The sequence below is a fragment of the Roseomonas sp. WA12 genome (genome assembly GCF_054165765.1).
Genome location: NZ_JBSTUI010000003.1, coordinates 46155 through 61632 on the forward strand (window position 1 = coordinate 46155; position 15478 = coordinate 61632).

Annotated in this window: 21 protein-coding genes and 1 pseudogene; 6 read left to right on the forward strand and 16 right to left on the reverse strand. The window is 67.2% G+C overall.

All coding sequences use genetic code 11. The features are described from left to right. Window positions 1-312: 312 nt before the first annotated feature. The 5 genes and pseudogenes from ACVBD7_RS26090 (at window position 313) to ACVBD7_RS26110 (ending at window position 4162) form a co-directional block, all read left to right on the forward strand. Complete coding sequence (locus ACVBD7_RS26090) at window positions 313-978, forward strand: ParA family protein (RefSeq protein ID WP_458098433.1); 666 nt, start codon at window positions 313-315, stop codon at window positions 976-978. Continuing rightward, the gene (locus tag ACVBD7_RS26095; protein WP_458098434.1) at window positions 962-1531 is read left to right on the forward strand and encodes a hypothetical protein; all 570 of its coding nucleotides are present in this window, start codon (window positions 962-964) and stop codon (window positions 1529-1531) included. Before ACVBD7_RS26090 ends, ACVBD7_RS26095 begins: the two co-directional genes overlap by 17 nt. A gap of 176 nt (window positions 1532-1707) precedes the next feature. Beyond that, window positions 1708-2637, forward strand: a pseudogene (locus ACVBD7_RS26100) (IS5 family transposase). Window positions 2638-3167: 530 nt separating this feature from the next. Further along, a complete protein-coding gene (locus ACVBD7_RS26105; RefSeq protein WP_458098435.1) occupies window positions 3168-3662 on the forward strand; it encodes an antitoxin Xre/MbcA/ParS toxin-binding domain-containing protein in 495 nt (164 codons plus the stop codon). Further along, the gene (locus tag ACVBD7_RS26110; protein WP_458098436.1) at window positions 3659-4162 is read left to right on the forward strand and encodes an RES family NAD+ phosphorylase; all 504 of its coding nucleotides are present in this window, start codon (window positions 3659-3661) and stop codon (window positions 4160-4162) included. The genes ACVBD7_RS26105 and ACVBD7_RS26110 overlap by 4 nt, the downstream gene beginning before the upstream one ends. A 408-nt stretch (window positions 4163-4570) precedes the next feature. Here the strand turns inward: ACVBD7_RS26110 and ACVBD7_RS26115 are convergent, their stop codons facing one another. From ACVBD7_RS26115 to ACVBD7_RS26175, 13 genes are all read right to left on the reverse strand, one after another. Beyond that, window positions 4571-4762, reverse strand: a complete 192-nt coding sequence (locus tag ACVBD7_RS26115) for a hypothetical protein (RefSeq protein WP_458098437.1) — start codon at window positions 4760-4762, stop codon at window positions 4571-4573. A 58-nt stretch (window positions 4763-4820) separates the two neighbouring features. After that, a complete protein-coding gene (locus ACVBD7_RS26120) occupies window positions 4821-5072 on the reverse strand; it encodes a hypothetical protein (protein WP_458098438.1) in 252 nt (83 codons plus the stop codon). Then, window positions 5073-5279: a hypothetical protein gene (locus tag ACVBD7_RS26125; RefSeq protein WP_458098439.1), complete on the reverse strand. Its 207-nt coding sequence runs from the start codon at window positions 5277-5279 to the stop codon at window positions 5073-5075. A 63-nt stretch (window positions 5280-5342) separates the two neighbouring features. Further along, on the reverse strand, window positions 5343-5831 hold the full coding sequence (locus ACVBD7_RS26130; protein WP_458098440.1) for a hypothetical protein: 489 nt from the start codon (window positions 5829-5831) through the stop codon (window positions 5343-5345). Between the two features lie 111 nt (window positions 5832-5942). Next, complete coding sequence (locus tag ACVBD7_RS26135) at window positions 5943-6590, reverse strand: transcriptional regulator (protein ID WP_458098441.1); 648 nt, start codon at window positions 6588-6590, stop codon at window positions 5943-5945. 424 nt (window positions 6591-7014) lie between these two features. Then, entirely contained in the window at window positions 7015-7596 is a 582-nt protein-coding gene (locus tag ACVBD7_RS26140; protein WP_458098442.1) for a tyrosine phosphatase family protein, read from the reverse strand. Window positions 7597-7610: 14 nt separating this feature from the next. Continuing rightward, window positions 7611-7799, reverse strand: coding sequence for a hypothetical protein (locus ACVBD7_RS26145; protein ID WP_458098443.1), 189 nt, complete (start codon window positions 7797-7799; stop codon window positions 7611-7613). Between the two features lie 240 nt (window positions 7800-8039). Next, a complete protein-coding gene (locus ACVBD7_RS26150; RefSeq protein ID WP_458098444.1) occupies window positions 8040-8522 on the reverse strand; it encodes an antitoxin Xre/MbcA/ParS toxin-binding domain-containing protein in 483 nt (160 codons plus the stop codon). Between the two features lie 118 nt (window positions 8523-8640). Continuing rightward, window positions 8641-8994, reverse strand: a complete 354-nt coding sequence (locus ACVBD7_RS26155; protein WP_458098445.1) for a DUF6634 family protein — start codon at window positions 8992-8994, stop codon at window positions 8641-8643. A gap of 174 nt (window positions 8995-9168) precedes the next feature. After that, window positions 9169-9657 carry a hypothetical protein gene (locus ACVBD7_RS26160; RefSeq protein ID WP_458098446.1) on the reverse strand — a complete coding sequence of 163 codons (489 nt, stop codon included), beginning with the start codon at window positions 9655-9657 and terminating at the stop codon, window positions 9169-9171. Between the two features lie 163 nt (window positions 9658-9820). Next, window positions 9821-11014 (reverse strand): antitoxin Xre/MbcA/ParS toxin-binding domain-containing protein, encoded by a 1194-nt coding sequence (locus ACVBD7_RS26165; protein WP_458098447.1) that lies wholly within the window; start codon window positions 11012-11014, stop codon window positions 9821-9823. Window positions 11015-11341: 327 nt separating this feature from the next. After that, window positions 11342-11575: a hypothetical protein gene (locus ACVBD7_RS26170; protein WP_458098448.1), complete on the reverse strand. Its 234-nt coding sequence runs from the start codon at window positions 11573-11575 to the stop codon at window positions 11342-11344. Continuing rightward, window positions 11572-12882, reverse strand: a complete 1311-nt coding sequence (locus ACVBD7_RS26175) for a hypothetical protein (protein ID WP_458098449.1) — start codon at window positions 12880-12882, stop codon at window positions 11572-11574. Before ACVBD7_RS26175 ends, ACVBD7_RS26170 begins: the two co-directional genes overlap by 4 nt. 257 nt (window positions 12883-13139) lie before the next feature. Between ACVBD7_RS26175 and ACVBD7_RS26180 the strand changes: the two genes are divergently transcribed. Then, entirely contained in the window at window positions 13140-13382 is a 243-nt protein-coding gene (locus tag ACVBD7_RS26180) for a hypothetical protein (protein ID WP_458098450.1), read from the forward strand. A gap of 211 nt (window positions 13383-13593) precedes the next feature. Here ACVBD7_RS26180 and alkB read toward each other — a convergent pair whose 3' ends face one another. From alkB to ACVBD7_RS26195, 3 genes are read right to left on the reverse strand one after another with little or no spacing between them, the layout of a single operon-like run. Next, the gene (gene alkB / locus ACVBD7_RS26185; protein ID WP_458098552.1) at window positions 13594-14250 is read right to left on the reverse strand and encodes a DNA oxidative demethylase AlkB; all 657 of its coding nucleotides are present in this window, start codon (window positions 14248-14250) and stop codon (window positions 13594-13596) included. Beyond that, window positions 14240-14944 (reverse strand): 2OG-Fe(II) oxygenase, encoded by a 705-nt coding sequence (locus ACVBD7_RS26190; protein WP_458098451.1) that lies wholly within the window; start codon window positions 14942-14944, stop codon window positions 14240-14242. The genes alkB and ACVBD7_RS26190 overlap by 11 nt, the downstream gene beginning before the upstream one ends. Further along, entirely contained in the window at window positions 14941-15468 is a 528-nt protein-coding gene (locus ACVBD7_RS26195; RefSeq protein ID WP_458098452.1) for a methylated-DNA--[protein]-cysteine S-methyltransferase, read from the reverse strand. The genes ACVBD7_RS26190 and ACVBD7_RS26195 overlap by 4 nt, the downstream gene beginning before the upstream one ends. Window positions 15469-15478 lie beyond the last annotated feature (10 nt).

A 15478-nucleotide genomic window follows, 5' to 3' on the forward strand; every position in this document is an offset into this window, starting at 1 on the left:
GCGCGCCCTAGTGTAGGCCGACATCTCGCGATGGAAGCGCGTCATAGGCGACGGCCTATGCACGCCGACCAGTCGACGTTAGGCAGCCGAGATGGCCATCGCCGTTGGCGTGCTAAACCGCATGATCGATCTCGGACGCCCGGAGTACGTCCGCCTCGCATGAGCCCAGATCAGGGTGGGGCGTTGTCCGCCCACAACCGCGAGCCATGCAACAAGGTGAATGGGGAGGTTTAACCGGTCAGTCTTTTGCGGTGTTGCGTCGGTGGCAATGTGACCGCTAGAGGTTGGCCGTAGCAACCGTCGGGGGGCGACATGAAGCGCATCTTATTTTCGGCCGGGAAAGGGGGGGTCGGTAAGACCACCCTTTGCCGCAACCTCGCCGCTGCTGCTGCTCGTAGCGGCCTGAAGACCCTCACCGCCGATCTAGATCCGCAAGCCACACTGACCATCTGGTCCCGTCGTAGGCCCAAAACCGTGCCCCCTATCCCTCATTTCAAGGTCGCCTGGTCCGAAGCGGATGCGCTACTCGATGACGGTGAATTGGAGGGCTATGACGCACTTTTCATTGACACTCCGCCCTCCATCGAAACTCAACCAACAGCATTTCAAGCACTTTTGTCCAGAGCGGATCTAATCGTGGTGCCAACCCGCGCCACGTTCGATGACGCCGAATCCGTCGCGCCGTTCCTGAAGCACTTGCGCGAGGAGCGCCGACCAGCAGTGGCCGTCCTGAATTTCGTAAAGCCGAGGGTCAACATCAACGCGGTGAAGCTATTCCTGCTCGAAGCGGGGGAACTCTGCCCCGTGGAGGTAGCTGATCGAACGGACTACGCTCGGGCAGGGGCTAAGGGCTTAGGGCTGGTCGATGTGCCTGGTCATGCCGGAGCGGATGAGATGCAAGCCGTGTGGAGCTTTGTCCGAGGTAAGGTGTGGGGACGCGAAGAGAAGCGGGGGAAGAAGCATGTCGCGGCGGCTTAAGCTCGATGCGCCCCCTCTGCCGGTCCTAATAGAGGGCGACGCGCGTGTGCAAGCGCTTCAGTCCGCCCGCTCGGAGCCGAAAAGGCCAGAGGATTACGTTTCCGAGATCTCCCGCCTGTGGAGCCGCGCGCAGGGTGCGTTCCTCGAGATCGGCCGTCTTCTGATCCAGGCCAAGGATAGGCTGCCGCACGGAATGTACGTCGCTGCCGTGGAGGCGGAGCTGCCGTTCTCAAGCCGCACAGCGTACCAGCTCCGCGAAGCGGCTAGGTGGGCTATGGGTGGACCAGTTCCAGTCGAGCGGTTGCCTGGCAGTTACTCCACGATCTACCTGCTCTCGACGCTGGAGCCGCCGATCCTGGAAGCTGCGGAGAAGGAAGGCCTAATCCGGCCTGAGCTGAAGCGGGCGGAACTGATCGAGTGGCGGCGGAAGAGGGTAGGGGGCGCCGACTCCATTACTGAGAAACGCGAACGATTGGAGCGCTTGCGACGTGAGCGGGCGCGGATCGAAGAGGAAATGCGGCAGCTGGAGGCGGAACTGGAGCAGGGCGAATGAGCGCCCGCCGTTAGGCGGCACCTTATTACGAGGCTGGCCGTGTTGTTGCGGCGACAAAGTTTGATGCACGGATAAGGTCGGAGAGCGGCCCGGGGTAGGATGAAAGCGGGGCGTGCCCTGGTCATTCAGGGGTGACCAGCTTGCCGTTCGAGATCAATGCCGGCCACCGCTAGCACATCTCGAAGCAGCGGCACCGTGCGGTGAATTGGGCGGGGTATGATGCTGCCCTGCGTGCGCGTGGCAGCTTGACGATCTGGTTCACGGACGCTGCGAGTGCGGCTTGGCAGGCTGAACCGCGGTCCACGCGGGACGGGCAGGCGCGATATTCGGAGTTGGCTATCACCACGGCCCTGACACTTCGGACCGTGTTCCGCTTGGCGCTGCGCCAGACCGAAGGTCTGATCGGCTCGATCATCACCCTGCTCGGGCTGGATCTGACCGTGCCGGACCACACCACCCTGAGCCGCCGTGCGGAGACGCTCGAGGTGTTGCGGTCAGGGAGCGGGCAAGCGCTCGTACACCTGCTGGTGGACAGCACGGGATTGAAGTTCTGCGGGCCGGGCGAGTGGCTGATGGAGAAGCATGTGACACGACGACGCCGGTCATGGCGCAAACTGCACCTCTCCACTGACGCCGACACGGGGCGGATCGTCGCTTCGGTTTTGACGGGTCACGATGCCGATGACGGCGGGCAAGTCGGCCCGCTGCTCGAGAGAGTGGACGGACCCGTCGCGTCCTTCACCGCTGATGGGGCTTACGACCGCGACGACGTCCATGCCGAGGTTGCGGCACGTCACCCTGAGGCGGAGGTCATCGTGCCGCCGCGGTCCAGCGCTATGCCAAGCGCGTCAGCTGAGATTAATCCAACGGCACATGATCGCCACCTGCAGTCTATTGCCGAGCGCGGCCGCATGGGCTGGCAAGGAGCGTTTGGCTACAATTAGCGGGCCCTGGTGGAGGCCGATGTGTCGCGCTGGAAACGCGTTATCGGTGTTGGTCTGCGCTCGCAAACAGATGGACGCCAAGCGATCGAAGTGGATATCACGTCCGCGGTGCTGAACCGCATGATGGACCTGGGTCGCCCGGAGTACGTGCGCACCATCTGATCGTCAGGGCTATTGGGAGAGAGGCGTCCAACGCTCCGATCGATGCAACAAAGTCTACCCGCAGCCCAAAGATCGTCCTTACCGCTACGGAGCCCGTACACTGGCGATCCGAAGGCAGGCTAAGATACAAAAACTCACCGGGCGATGTCATGACGATCATGGGGTCGCCGGTGAGGAACAGCGATGGTGGCGCCCTATTGTTGGGATCTAGCACAAGCCTCGAGATCGGTTCCTGCGCGATGGGCTGATGGTCAACTGCGAAAATGCCCAGGACTGCGAACGCATCCTGATGGTACCGGTCATGCTCCCGCATGCGGAAGGATGAAATCCACTCCCCACCTATGCAGATTTAATTTCCTCCGGGCGACCGTTACAGGCGGGCGGGAAGGGTGTCCCCTCGTTGAACGCAGGGTTCGATGCGGATTTTAAGCTCCTTGGTAGAGGTGTAACTCGGTCGCGTGGCAAAGCTCTAGAAACTGCTCGCGTCACTGCTCATTTGATATTATGAAGTGGTCAGAGGAGCAATCGAGATGGGTCAAGCTGCGGGTACGACGAGCCGCCCGCGTCGGATGTCGGCTCAGCGCCCGGTCGGGTCGGCCGTGTCCTACGTGGAGATGTTCCGAGCCGAGCCGATCAAGCGGATCGGCATGATCAAGCACGGGCTGCGTGCGGCGGAGGCCAAACGCATTCTGTCCGATCTGGCGGTTACCCAGGCCGTGGCTATGCGGGCCCTGAACATTTCGGCCGCGACCATGAACCGCAAGGTGAGGGGGGAAGACCGGCTGCCGCCTGCCGAGAGCGAGCGCGTGCTCGGCATCGCCCGGCTGGTCGGGCAGGTCCAAGCCATCGTCGAGGAGTCGGGCAACCCGGTGGGGTTCGACGCCGCCGCATGGACGTCCCGCTGGCTAAGCGAGCCGCTGCCGGCGCTTGGCGGAGCCCGCCCCCTAGACCTGCTGGACACGATGGAGGGCCAGGCCCTGGTCTCCAGCACCCTCGCTCATGTCCAGGGCAGCGCCTACGCGTGACGCGGGCGGCACGTGAGCCGCGCCGGGTGTGGCGCATCGCGACCGATGCGCCCGCCTACGAGGCCGACGACCTGACCGGTACGGGGGCCAAACTGACGGGTGGGCGATGGAACGAGCGTGACACGCCGGCGGTCTACGCCGCAGAGAACCGGTCGCTCGCCTGCCTGGAGACGATGGCACACCTCAACGCGGGCGGGCTGCCGCTGAACCGCTACCTCGTCGAGGTTGCCATCTCAGACGAGGTCTGGGAGGCGCGCGAGGAGCACGAGGCGGCCGCGCTGCCGGTGGGGTGGGACGCTCGCCCGTCGAGCCGCACGAGCATCGGCTGGGGAACGGCCTGGCTGCGGAGCCGGCGCACGGCGGTGCTCGTCGTACCTTCGGTGATCGTGCCGGAGGAGCGGAACGTGATCATCAATCCGTTGCACCCGGCGAGTGCCCGCATCAGGGCGCGGAAGCTGCGCCTGTGGACTTACGATCCCCGACTCACCAAGGCGTTGTGAATATCCGGCCAGTGCTCCGGTCGAGCCGCTTCGTCCAGGACAGCGGGCATGAAGCACCTCCTTATCCCTGTCCTTCTGCTCTCCGCCGCAGTGACGCCCCTGCAAGCGAAGACGCCCGCCCTGGCCACGCCGCCGCGCCCAGTGACGACCTGGGAGGCGGTGGACCATTCTATGAGCGCGCTGCCATGCCTCCCAGGCGGCGTCCGCGCGAGCGCCAGCCTGCTCCGCTTCCAGGCTCGCACGGTTCAGGGCCCGCCGCGCCTTCTCCCTCGCTGCGCCGCTGCGGTCCTCGGCCGCCGCCAGCGCCCGACTCAGCGCCGCCTTCGCTGTCGTGTGGGCCCGCCACTGGGCCCCGAAGGCGTCCAGCGGCGAGCGCGCCTGCGCCACGCCCTCCATCACCTGGGCGAGCTACGCCCGCCCCGGCGCATCGGCCGGCTTGCGCTCCAAGGCCCTGCGAAGCGTCAGCAGGGTGCCGGATCCACCGGGCAGGCGATGTAGCGTCGGCTGCACCTCGATGCTTCGCCAGGAGAGGAGCAGCGGGTCACCCAGCCCGGCGTCCCAGATCGTGACCTGCTGCTCGCCCTCCCCGCTCGAAGGCAAGGCGGAGGGTGGTGGCGCCGCCGTCGAGCGACGCCCGATGGCGTAGTCCGAAGTCGCCCTAGCTCTCCACGGCAAAGAGAGGCTTGGCTCCCTCGCGACGAGGCAGGTCGATCAGCACAGTGCCGCGTGCGCCACGCGGTTCGAGGGCGAAGGCCGTCTCCTCGGTGCGCAGGTTCCTCAGCACGACCTGGCCCGGACGGAAGCTTGCCTCCACGGTCCGTTGCGCCTCGTGGCCGGAGGCGGTCACCAGCACGTCCCGGATCCGCCCGAAGGCGAGCAGCCAGACTTGACCAGGCAGCAGCGCCCGCATCTAGGTATCGCCGAGCCACGCGCCGCCTTCTGCCCCCTCGGCGCAGGAGACGGTCACGATGCCGTCCAGCAGCGTGTTTGGCGTGGCGTTGGTGATCCGCACCGCCGGCAGGGGATGCCGCGCCGAGGGGTCCTGGATCCAACAAACCCGTTCGGCCGGCACCTCGGCATTCAGGAAGGGCAGGTTCGCGGTAGTCCCGGCCCGCATGGACACGTGGAAGGCGAGGGAGAAGGGGATCCGCCCTGCCGACGCCGACGCCAGCGCCGGCGCTTATGCCTGGGCGATCGGCGCCGATCCGGGAGGCGAGGCCTCATAGGCGCGGCTTCGCATTGTCGGCGCTGCGGCCGGCGCAAGCGGCGGCGATGGGTGCGAGCCGATATCGGCCTCCACCCGCACAACCTCTGCCACGCGCACCGGCAGCTCCTGCCGCGGCAGGCGGATGGCTTCGTAGAGGCCCTGGTGCAGGCTGGCCGACTCTCCCGAAACTAGGGTGAGCCGCACCCCGTCCCAATCCGCCCGCGCCAGGCTCTCCACCACCGCCCAGCCCTGCAGTTGCGCCCGACCGTCACTCCTGCCCGAGGAGAGCACCACCAAGCGCCAGCTCGGCTTCCCGGCAGGGGTGGGGAGAACGCTGGTGAGGGAAACCTCCCGCGCGCCCTGGCCGCGCAGCACCACCTCGATCAGCCTCTCGCCCTCACCGCGCGCGGTGGCCAGCGCCTCTGCCACACGGGACACCCTGGCGGCCAGGCCAGCATCCACCAACTGCGTCTCGCTCCCCTCACTAGCAGCACGGAGGTGATGCCGCCGGGCGTCACCAGCGCCGTGCGAAGCTAGTGGCTCCCTAGTCGTGCGGGCGGTGCGGCCGCCCGGTCACCCTTCCCCTAGAAGGCCGTGGCGGACCGACCCTTTGCGCGCCAGGAGGCGGTTGCCGAAGTCGTCTCCCACGATTTGCGCGACCCGATCTCTCACTTCCAGCCACCACCAGCGCATACCCTCGGCGTCCTGAAGGGCGCGATGGCGGACCCTCGTCCGGTTTTTTATGACGTGCTGGGCATCCCCCACGATCTCGCTTGCACGGTCCAGGAGGGCGCCACGGGCAAGATGAGCGCCAGGCGTGCCCTCCGGCGGGGCCATCCGCAGGAGACGCCGGGCTTCGGGGAGCAGGATCCCCTCCTCTAGTTCGACCACCTTGACCGAGTGCGACAGCCCAGCCGCGAGCAACATCCGATCCAGCCAGCGCTGCTCCCAAGACGCCGCATCGGAGGTGACCACCACTCCTTCAGCGCCGAGCACGTCGAGCACTCGCCGCCCCACCTCGGCCACCGGCTTGCCCTCCCTTTCCAGGCGGTCGCGGGAGAGCCCGTGGATCCTCTCGGATTCCGGGGACCACTCGTCCCACTCAGGCGCAGGCCGGATGAGATACGACTCAGCCTCGCCGTCCTCCGTCACCCAACCGACCTCGACAGGGAACGATCCCTCCGACAACGACGAGGCCTCGAAGTCCAAAAAGATGATCAATTAGACCTCCGGTTGATCCACAAGCAGCTTACACCCTGGACCGCTTCCACGCCGTTCAGGGTTCCAGGCTTTCGTCTGTTTTGTACGGCCAGAAGATTCGGCTGAGATCATAGTGAGCGGAAGTATCCCGTGCCTGACGACCTCTCCGACGGCGAATCTCACGACTGGTCCCGGGAGCAAGCCGAGGTCCTGAGATCGCACGCGCTCACCTCCAACATCCCGGCGGACGGGGCCCACATCATCGAAGAGATTGAGGATTGGACTTTTCTCGTCGCGCCGCACTTCGCGGGCTCGGACCGGCAACCATCGTGCCGCTCCGCGCTGCATGATAACGGACTCTCTGGCCATTCTATGGACGTGCCTGCAGAGGACCTGGGAGAACATTGTCCGAAGCTCCCCGCGGCATCCACGCTTCAGATCTCGTTCACTCATCTGGCCCGAGCGTCAGGCCGTAGAAGACGAAATGCGCAGTGCGGTTGTAGGCACGCCGGCGATGGTTCTCGGGCCGATCCCGCTCCCATTCTTGGACGGTGCGAAGAAGAGCGCCGCCGCGGTCGAGGATGTCATCCGCGAGGCTCACGACGTGCAGGTTGGGAACAGCCTGTGGCCGAATGCGGAGGAGTTCGGCAAGAGCGGCTTCCTCATGCCCCTCGCCAAGACGATCCGCCAGGATGGCGAGCGCAACAGCTGTCGATCGTCCGATCCCGACATGGCAGTGGACCAGCATGTGCCCGCCATCAGCCTGCACGGCGCGGCCGAACTCCAGAGCAAGCTCGATGTCCGCGCGATCCGCCATGCGAAAGAGCGGCATCCCCGCGTAGCGGGCAGGGGGCGGGATGTCCAAATCAACGAAGCGGAGCACCAGGTGCCTGGGCCCAGGCTGGCGATGAAAGCGCAGCCCGCCTCGTGCGTCTGGATCCTCCAGCGAGAGCACAGCGGAAAAGTCCCGCTTGTGCCGCAGTGCCCAGTTCAGGCCGGAGACGGTGACGGGCTCTTGGGCGTCCATTGAAGCGCTCCCGCTCACCGGGCGAGCCCTATACCCAGCGGCATCGAAGCGGCTGCGTGCTGGACGTTGTTCAAGTCGTCTCGGGTCACTGCTTTCGTGCGTGTCGCCCCGATCTCATGGTTCTTGACGTGCATCTTGAGAAGGGCATTGGGGGTGAGGTCCCGGCGAACGAGGCCGTTGGACCGGCAGCTGATTTTGATCATGGATGGGTCCTTGAGAGAGCCCGTCGGCACGCCGTTGCAAGGCCTGCCGATAAGGGCACTGATGGTGGCCGGAGTGGGAGGGGTTGCGCTGCGGAAACGCTCGGCACCTGACGCGTCTTGTCGGCGCATCACCGGGCGGCGGTACAGGAGTGGCATCTCGCCCGCTTCGCCACCCGAGGCTGCGGAGGCCGTGATTGTCGACCTTCATCATGTGCGACGACGAAGGCCTGAACGATGCAGCTACGGAGGTGCTGCACCTTCAATGTAAATGGCCGCAAGGACGATCGCGATTGCTCCTTCGTTCGTGGCGAACAGATCGACGGGTCTTCCGCCCAGCCTTGAATGGGGCCTGAGCAGCCAGCGTCTTGCGCGTGCCGGACTGCCGGTGACGCGCTCCACGGCGGCGACAACATCGGCCACCGTGACAGGCGCCGGATCGGCCGGGATGAGGTGTATCTTGGCAAGGGCGGGTGTCCGTCCGCCACGCAACCATTCGACCTGGCCAATGGTCAGTCCGGTGACCAGCCTGGCGGCTTCATCGCGAAGCGCCCTTTCCCCATCGAGGATCCCACTGAGCGGGTCATCATGGTCCCAGGGTGTGACCAGGCGCATCACCAGCTCGCCGACGAGGTCCTGATCCGCCAGTTCTGAAAGGGCCCGCGTGGTGGCTGCATCGACCAGAAGTTCGAGGCGGGTATCCCGTGCAGTTGGGATGGGGTTCATGTCGGGTTCCCGCATCCTTGCAGCCGTCCAATTCTCGCCATCTGCTGCTCCATCGACCTCGCGAAGGCGATTTGACCGGCGCTCGGCGGTTGGCCCGCATCTCCGGAATGCACACAGGTCATTCGCCCTCGCTCCCGAGCGGACCTTGCGACAGCGCTGGCGCCTCCAGCCGGTAGTAGCGGGAGAGCGTCCGTGCCCAGCCCGCGCCCGCGTCGATGACCCATACATCCGTGGTAACGATTGGCCCCTGGCGGAGCCGCGGGTGACCGAGGCCGATGCCCGAAAGGCAGGGCACGGGGCGCGTGGTCAGCTGCCAGGCGTGGAGGGCGGGAGAGGCTTCTAGTTCTTCGGGTGTCGGCATGATGCCTCCCGTCAGTCGGCGGAGGTCGGCGGCGAGGCGCTCAAGGCGAGCGGCCTCACCTCCGAGGTCCTGGCAGGTGATGAGGTCGGGAATACCGTCGATACGGATCATGGTGGCTTTCAGGAGATGGCCCGGCGGTGCTGAACAGTCGGGCAAAGGTGGTGGAGTGCCCGCGATGGTGGGGCAGCAGGACAAATTTGGAGTGGGGCAGAGGCCTGGAGCCGCCTGTCTCGCAGGCTCTTGCCTCCGCACCGCGTTGTGGTGGGCGGCTCAGCGCTGAAGGCGTTAGCGCCGTGCCGGAAGCACGAGCCGATCGACCGGGTGAGCATTGCGGGAGGCAAGGTTGAGCAGGCCTGCTCCCAGACGCTCCCTCATGGTTGTGATTCGGGACTGCTCGCGGACGGCCGCTGAAGTGCCCGCGGGCAGGAGGTCGACAAGGCGCAGAACCAGCGTCTCGTCGTTCTCGGCCATGCGGCGTAGGCGTGCCTCAAGCTTGCGGTTCCGGCCTGCGCCACGCTGTGCCAAGCCGATGTGCCGGGAGAGCCGCGCAAACGGATCACTGCAGGTCTGGCCCACGTAAAAGGGCTCACCCGTTGGGAGAGGAGCCAGGTCGTAGATCCAGGCCTTTCCGCTGGGTGGCGCGCAGGCGGCGTGGCCGGGCATGGCGACCACCTCGCACCGCAGGTCGAGGATGGGTTCGGGAGCGCCGGCAGAGCGCCGCGGTGAGATTGAGCCGCCGATCAAGCGGCGGAAGCGGATGATGAGATCGTTCATGATGTTGTCTGTCCGTTGTTTCGGTGTGGGTGGCGGCGGGATGGTCGGCCCGGCCCAGGGGGCCCGGGACGGCATCCCGCGCCGCCCACAGGGGGATGTCTCTTCGTGCTGTGCTCGGCGGCCGGGCGGCCGCCGTTTCGGAGCAGCTGCGTCGCGGCTCGGGCTATTTGTCGTCGGGCGGGATGCTGGAACCGCGCAGACGCCGCCGTTGCTCCTCAACGATGCGAAGCAGTCCCTCGGCCCGGTGAAGCCCGCCCGGCGTTGTAGCAGCGGCGAGCGGGCTCCTGTTGCCGATCCAGACCTGCCGCGCGGTGAGCCAGCGGCGCAGGGCGTCCTCGTCGCCGATCACACGGCGGGCAAGCACGAGCAGGCGCGCGATGCGCATGCGGACCGGGGCGTCGTCGTTCCCGTCGCTGGTCCAGACCCAGCGCTCGACCGCGTCCCAGGACGGGAAGGAGAAGGGCGACGCTGCCTCCCGCTTCCCAGCGGGGACCCGTACCTCGCGCTCCCGGTCACAGAAGGCCGCCAACGCTGCTTCCAGATCGGCCTCGAGCAGCCCGGAGGCGGGCCTAAGGCGTTTGCCTGGTGGCTCCAGCCCGTCGGCGTTCTCCTCGCCATCGAGGACGCTGTGCACGGCCAGCAGGTCGTCGACGCCGCCGTCCAGCATGCGCGCCAGCGGGCTGCGGCCGCCGAGCCGCAGGTTGGAGCGGGTCATCCAGTCGAAGCCCCGGTCGGGCCAGGCGTAACGCCGGCGCAGCCGCCGGTGCAGCGCGATGACGAGGCCGATGCGGCGCCGCGTCCCCGGCGCACCGCGTGGTGCCGGGCCCCGGAACCAGCCCTGGAGCGTCTCTTCGGCCGGGCTGCCGAGCAGGCGCCGGGTTTGCACCTCGTCCAGCCCCCATTGCCACGCAGCCCGCCACACGAGGTGCAGGGCCGTGCGGAACGCCTCGGGCGGGAAGCGCTCGCCGCCGAAAAGCTGGGCATCGGCCGCGGCGGCCAGGTCGCGGCAGACCGACCACAGGGCGAGTTCCTCGGGCTGTTCGGGCCGGCCTTGAGGACCGAGGGTGACCAGGGTGAAAAGCGCAAACGCCTTGGCCCGGCACGCCTCGGCGCTGATGGCTGGGATCTCGCAGAGCTCCGCGATGAGGCGATGGCGGAACTGGACGAGCCGCACCTGCCGCCGGTGCAGGTGGTCGGCGGCGTCGCGCTCGCCCAACAGCTCGGCCTGGAGCTCGAGCCCGGCCAGCTTCAGGGTGTGGCGCTGCACAGTCGAGATGCGGGCACAGAGGCCGAGGAGGCGCGCCTCCGGTGAAAGGGGAACGGAGAAGGCTCCGACTTCGGAAGTGGGCGGTAACATCAGGTGGTCTCCCCCGCCTTCGAGGGGCTGAGGATCGGTTCCGAGGGTCTGTGCGCAGGCGTGAGAGGGACCGGAGAGCTGGTTCCTCCCAGGCCCTGCTCGTCCGCTTGGGCGAGGGGGCATGAGGTCCCGCGCCGCGAGGGCGTGGGGAGTGCAGTGAGTATCGATGACATGTTGGATTTCTCGAACGCGGCGGCGGCGGAATGCCGGAGGCCGGCCCATGGCCCGGCCCTGGCACCCGTGCCGCCCGCGACAGGTGTAGGAGAGTGCGCTGGCATGTGCCGGCGCTGGGAAAGGCCTGCTCGTGTCGATGTAGCTAGCGGCGGATCAGCCCCGGCCGTCGAGCCAAGCCAGGAGCTGGGGAAGGGAGACACAGAGGCGCAGTGCGCGCCCGCCGGGGAGGAGGAGCAGGGTATCGCTGTCCTCGGTCTCGGAGACCGCGATCACCGCGCTCGCTGCCAGCGCGTGGCGCCGCCCGTCGACATCACGGACGACGAGAAATCGCCCGATTCTGCTACCATCGGCGAGCACCCCATCGCTGCGGGATGACGCGGCGGTCACAAGCGAGCTCCCGTGCGAGAACCCGCATGTCGAGCCTTAGCCCGCGCACGGCAGGCGCGAAGAAGCTGGCGGGGCAGGGGGCGGCCCCGCCGTCCGGCCAGGACATGGGACACTGCACTCTGGGTTATCCCGAGCTGGGTCGCGATCGCCTGCAACGTCAGGCACGATCCCGGGCGGGCATAGGCGGTCAGCAACCAGCGGAGCTGCTGCCGCTCGGGCCGGGAGGCCTCCTCATCGTGACGCCGGATCCGCATGCGGTGGCGCAGATCCTCGTCCATGCGGGCGCGAACAGCCCGGGCGAGATCGTCGGGGACGCCCCGCTCGCGGCGGCGCACGACCTCCTGCACACGCCTGGGGTCGAGCCCGCGCTCGCGCGCGATGTCGGCCAGCGCAGTCCCGGCGGGCGCGGCGAGGTAGGCCAGCAGGACGGAGGCGACGGCGTTGGAGGCACCCTCCCTCTCGTCCAGCCGCACCGCCTGGCGACGGGCCTGGGCGGCCCGGGCCGGTGCGAGCAGTTCGTGGTTGACGATCAGCGCGTTGGCGGTCCCGTCCAGCAGGCCCAGCAGCACCGTCTCGCTGACACCGTGGGCGCCGCAGATGGCGCGCGTAGTGACGCTGAGGTCCGCCGTGGCGAAGGCGACCAGCAGCGCCTCCAGGGCCGCGGGCGCGTGGCGCCGAAGGCTGGACACGCGCGACTGGTGCAGACGGTACCCGGGCATGCGCTGCAGAACCTGGCGCGCGATGCGGGCCCGCTCACGCGCCTCCGCCGACACGAGCTGCCCGGCGGGCGCGCTCTCGCCGCCCGGGCCCTGGTTGAGCAGGTGCGCGCCGAGCTCGGCGCGTCGCACGGCGATGCGGGCCCGCTCGGCATCGTCGATGGCTTTTCCGGCCGGGTAGAGCCCGACGACCCGGATCACCACCGGTTCACCTCGCTCGGCGCGGTGGCGGAGCCAAGCCTCCATCTGCCGGTTTCTGCCCCGTCGGTGCCGGGCCGCCGTGAGGTGGGCCGAGAACCGTGCGCGAAGGCCTCGCCTGGTCTGGCCGACATAGACCGGCGGTTCAGCCGCTGACGCGCCGATCTCGTACAGAGCGGACCAGCCAGATGGCAGGGCGCCGGTGGGCAGGTCACCATCGGCGACGACCTCTAACTCGACCGGCGGCAGATCTGGGTAGGACCGTGGCACGATCGGCCGCGCCGGGCGCCGTCGCTTAGCGCTTCCGCCTTTCAGCTTCAGGACGAGCTGGCGCGCCAGCAGCCGGTCGGCGGCGCGACGGAGGATGTCGTGAGGATCACGGAAAACCTTCATTATCAGGGTACTCCCTGGGCAGCGGCGGGGTGGATGGGCCGGCCCGAACGGGGCTGGACCACCACACCGCGCTGACGCAGGAGACAAACCTTCTACCTGGCCCAGCCCGGGGGGCAGGGCTCCCTTTTCGGGATCGGCAGGTCTCTGCACGTGCGTACTTACGAGCCCTACGGCGCGAGTACGGCGCAGATCATCACTGAGAACCCCTGCCAACTCGCCCGCGACATTCGCATTTTTGGTTCGGCGCGGCCGACCTCGTGCCCGGAAAGCTCGGCATCGAGCCCACGGCCATGATCAGGGTGCGGAAGGGCAGCATACTCGTGCTGGACAAGCTGACCGCCCAGACCACCGCGCTAGCCGCAATGCCGCCCGGGCGCGTTGAAACAGCCCTCGAATTAAAGCTCGCAAAGGAGATGATGGCTAACACCCTGGACTGGGAGAGATGCGTCTCCCTCGTGTGTATGTACCGAGCCGAACTCACGCTGCTTTGGCAGACGTGAGGTGGTCTATGACTGCGGTGAGTTGGATGACCCGGAGCTGGTCAGATCTGCTCGAATCGGTGCTGCCAAGCTGATCCTGACCGCAGCACGATCATGTCAGAGTATCATGCAGCCAGGCGCTGAATAGCGGGCATCGACCCTAAGGCGACCGTCAGGTCCGACATGGGAATGTCCGGTGTTGGCAGGAAAGCGAACATCGTGGGTCAGCAGGTCACCGAGCGACCCTGAAAGTCAGATTGTATCGTAGCTCGCCCACAGGGCTCTCGCCGCCGTGCAGCGTATCGATGCCGTGAAAGGTAAGCCGGGCTGGACCACCCCAAACCACCACGTCGCCGTGGAACAGGCGCATTCGCATCGGCTTGTCACCGCGGGTTGCGCCGCCCCACAAGAACGTTGCGGACAACCCCAGCGAAACCGAGACGATCGGAGCGTCGAAGTCGTGCTCGTTACGATCCTGGTGGAGCGAGAGTCGGGACCCCGGTTCGTATCTGTTCATCAAGCAGGAATCCGGTTCAAACCCGAGATAGCCAGCAACCTCGGCCGCCCGCCCGGCGAGGCATCGGAACGTCTCCGGCATCGCCGGCCACGGCTCACCGGTCTGCGGATCAAGCGGATCGTAGCGGTAGCCGGTCCGGTCCGTCACCCAACCAAGGCTACCGCAATTGGTCATCGCGACCGACATCGGCCATCCGCCCAGTGTGACCATGTTCCGGAACGGCGTCCTGGCCTCAATGCGACGAACATCAGCCAGCAGGGCAGGCGCATCCGGAGCAGCGAAGCCGCCCAGCAGCATGGCGCCCGGCCGCAAGGGCATAGCACGTCGTCCTTCCTCGAACAGGTCCGGCGCAAGAGTCTCCTCAGGCTGCATCATGGAAGATGATCCCTACGGTATGTCGGCGCCCAGAGCGCAGCGCGCTGACGCCGTGCCGCAACATCACCCGGTAATCTCCCTTGGTGCCACGGTGCGGGCGGCTGTTGACGGCGAACACTACGGCATCACCTTTGGTGAGCGGCACGACCGCCGGCCGCGACTGCATGCGTGGGCGCTGTTCGGTGAGGACGAACTCGCCGCCTTCGAAAGCTTCATGCGGCGCCGACAGCAGCGTTGCCACCTGCAAGGGGAAGACGTGTTCGCCGTAGAGGTCCTGGTGGAGGCAGTTATAGTCGCCCGGGCCATATTGCAGCAGCAGCGGCGTCGGGCGGCGCTGGCCGGCGGCGTGGCACCGCTCCAGGAACTCCGCATGCGTGGCGGGAAACCGCACGTCCATCCCCATGCGCTCGTGCCAAGCGTTCGCGATCGGGGCGAGCTTCGGATAGAGGCCGGTTCTCAGTTTCTGCACGAGATCGGGCAGGGGGTACGAGAAGTAGCGGTATTCGCCCTTCCCGAAGCCGTGCCGAGCCATGACGACGTGGCTGCGGAACGCGGGGGTGTCCCCGTACATGCCGGCGATTGCGTCGCTCTGCTCGGCCGTCAGCAGCTCCGGCAGCACCGCCCAGCCCTGCCGGTCGAGATCGCCGGTGAGCGCCGTCCAGTCGAAGTCCTCGATGCGTGTCACGGTCATGCCGCTCTCTCCATGGCGAGGAGCTTGCGCTTGCGGTGGACGCCCCAGCGGTAGCCGGAGATCGAGCCGTCCGCCTTCAGGACGCGGTGGCACGGGACCACCACGGCGAGACGATTGGCGGCACATACTGCGCCCACCTCCTGCGCGGTGAGACCGGTGCCGATCGCCTTGGCGAGCGCACCATAGGTGCGGGTCTCGCCACTCGGGATGGCGCGCAGTGCCGCCCAAACGGCGAGTTCGCCGGCGTTCCCGCGCAGGTCCAAGTCGAAACCGGGTTCGCCGGTTGGCGCCCCGAGGTAGTGAACGACGGCGGCAAGCACGGAACCGATGGCGGTCTCGTCCTCGACGAGATTGGCACCCGAAAGCGCGTCGGCAAGCCTGCCGCTCAGCTCATTCCTGTCGATGCCGAGGAGCTCCGCGGTGACGCCGCGCCGGCTGACGGCAACGGCTGCCAGCCCGGTGGTGGTCGGGTGATAGCCGTAGTGGATGGTTTCGGCCGCGAATGGCAGATGGTGGTCGCCCATGTTGTTTGCT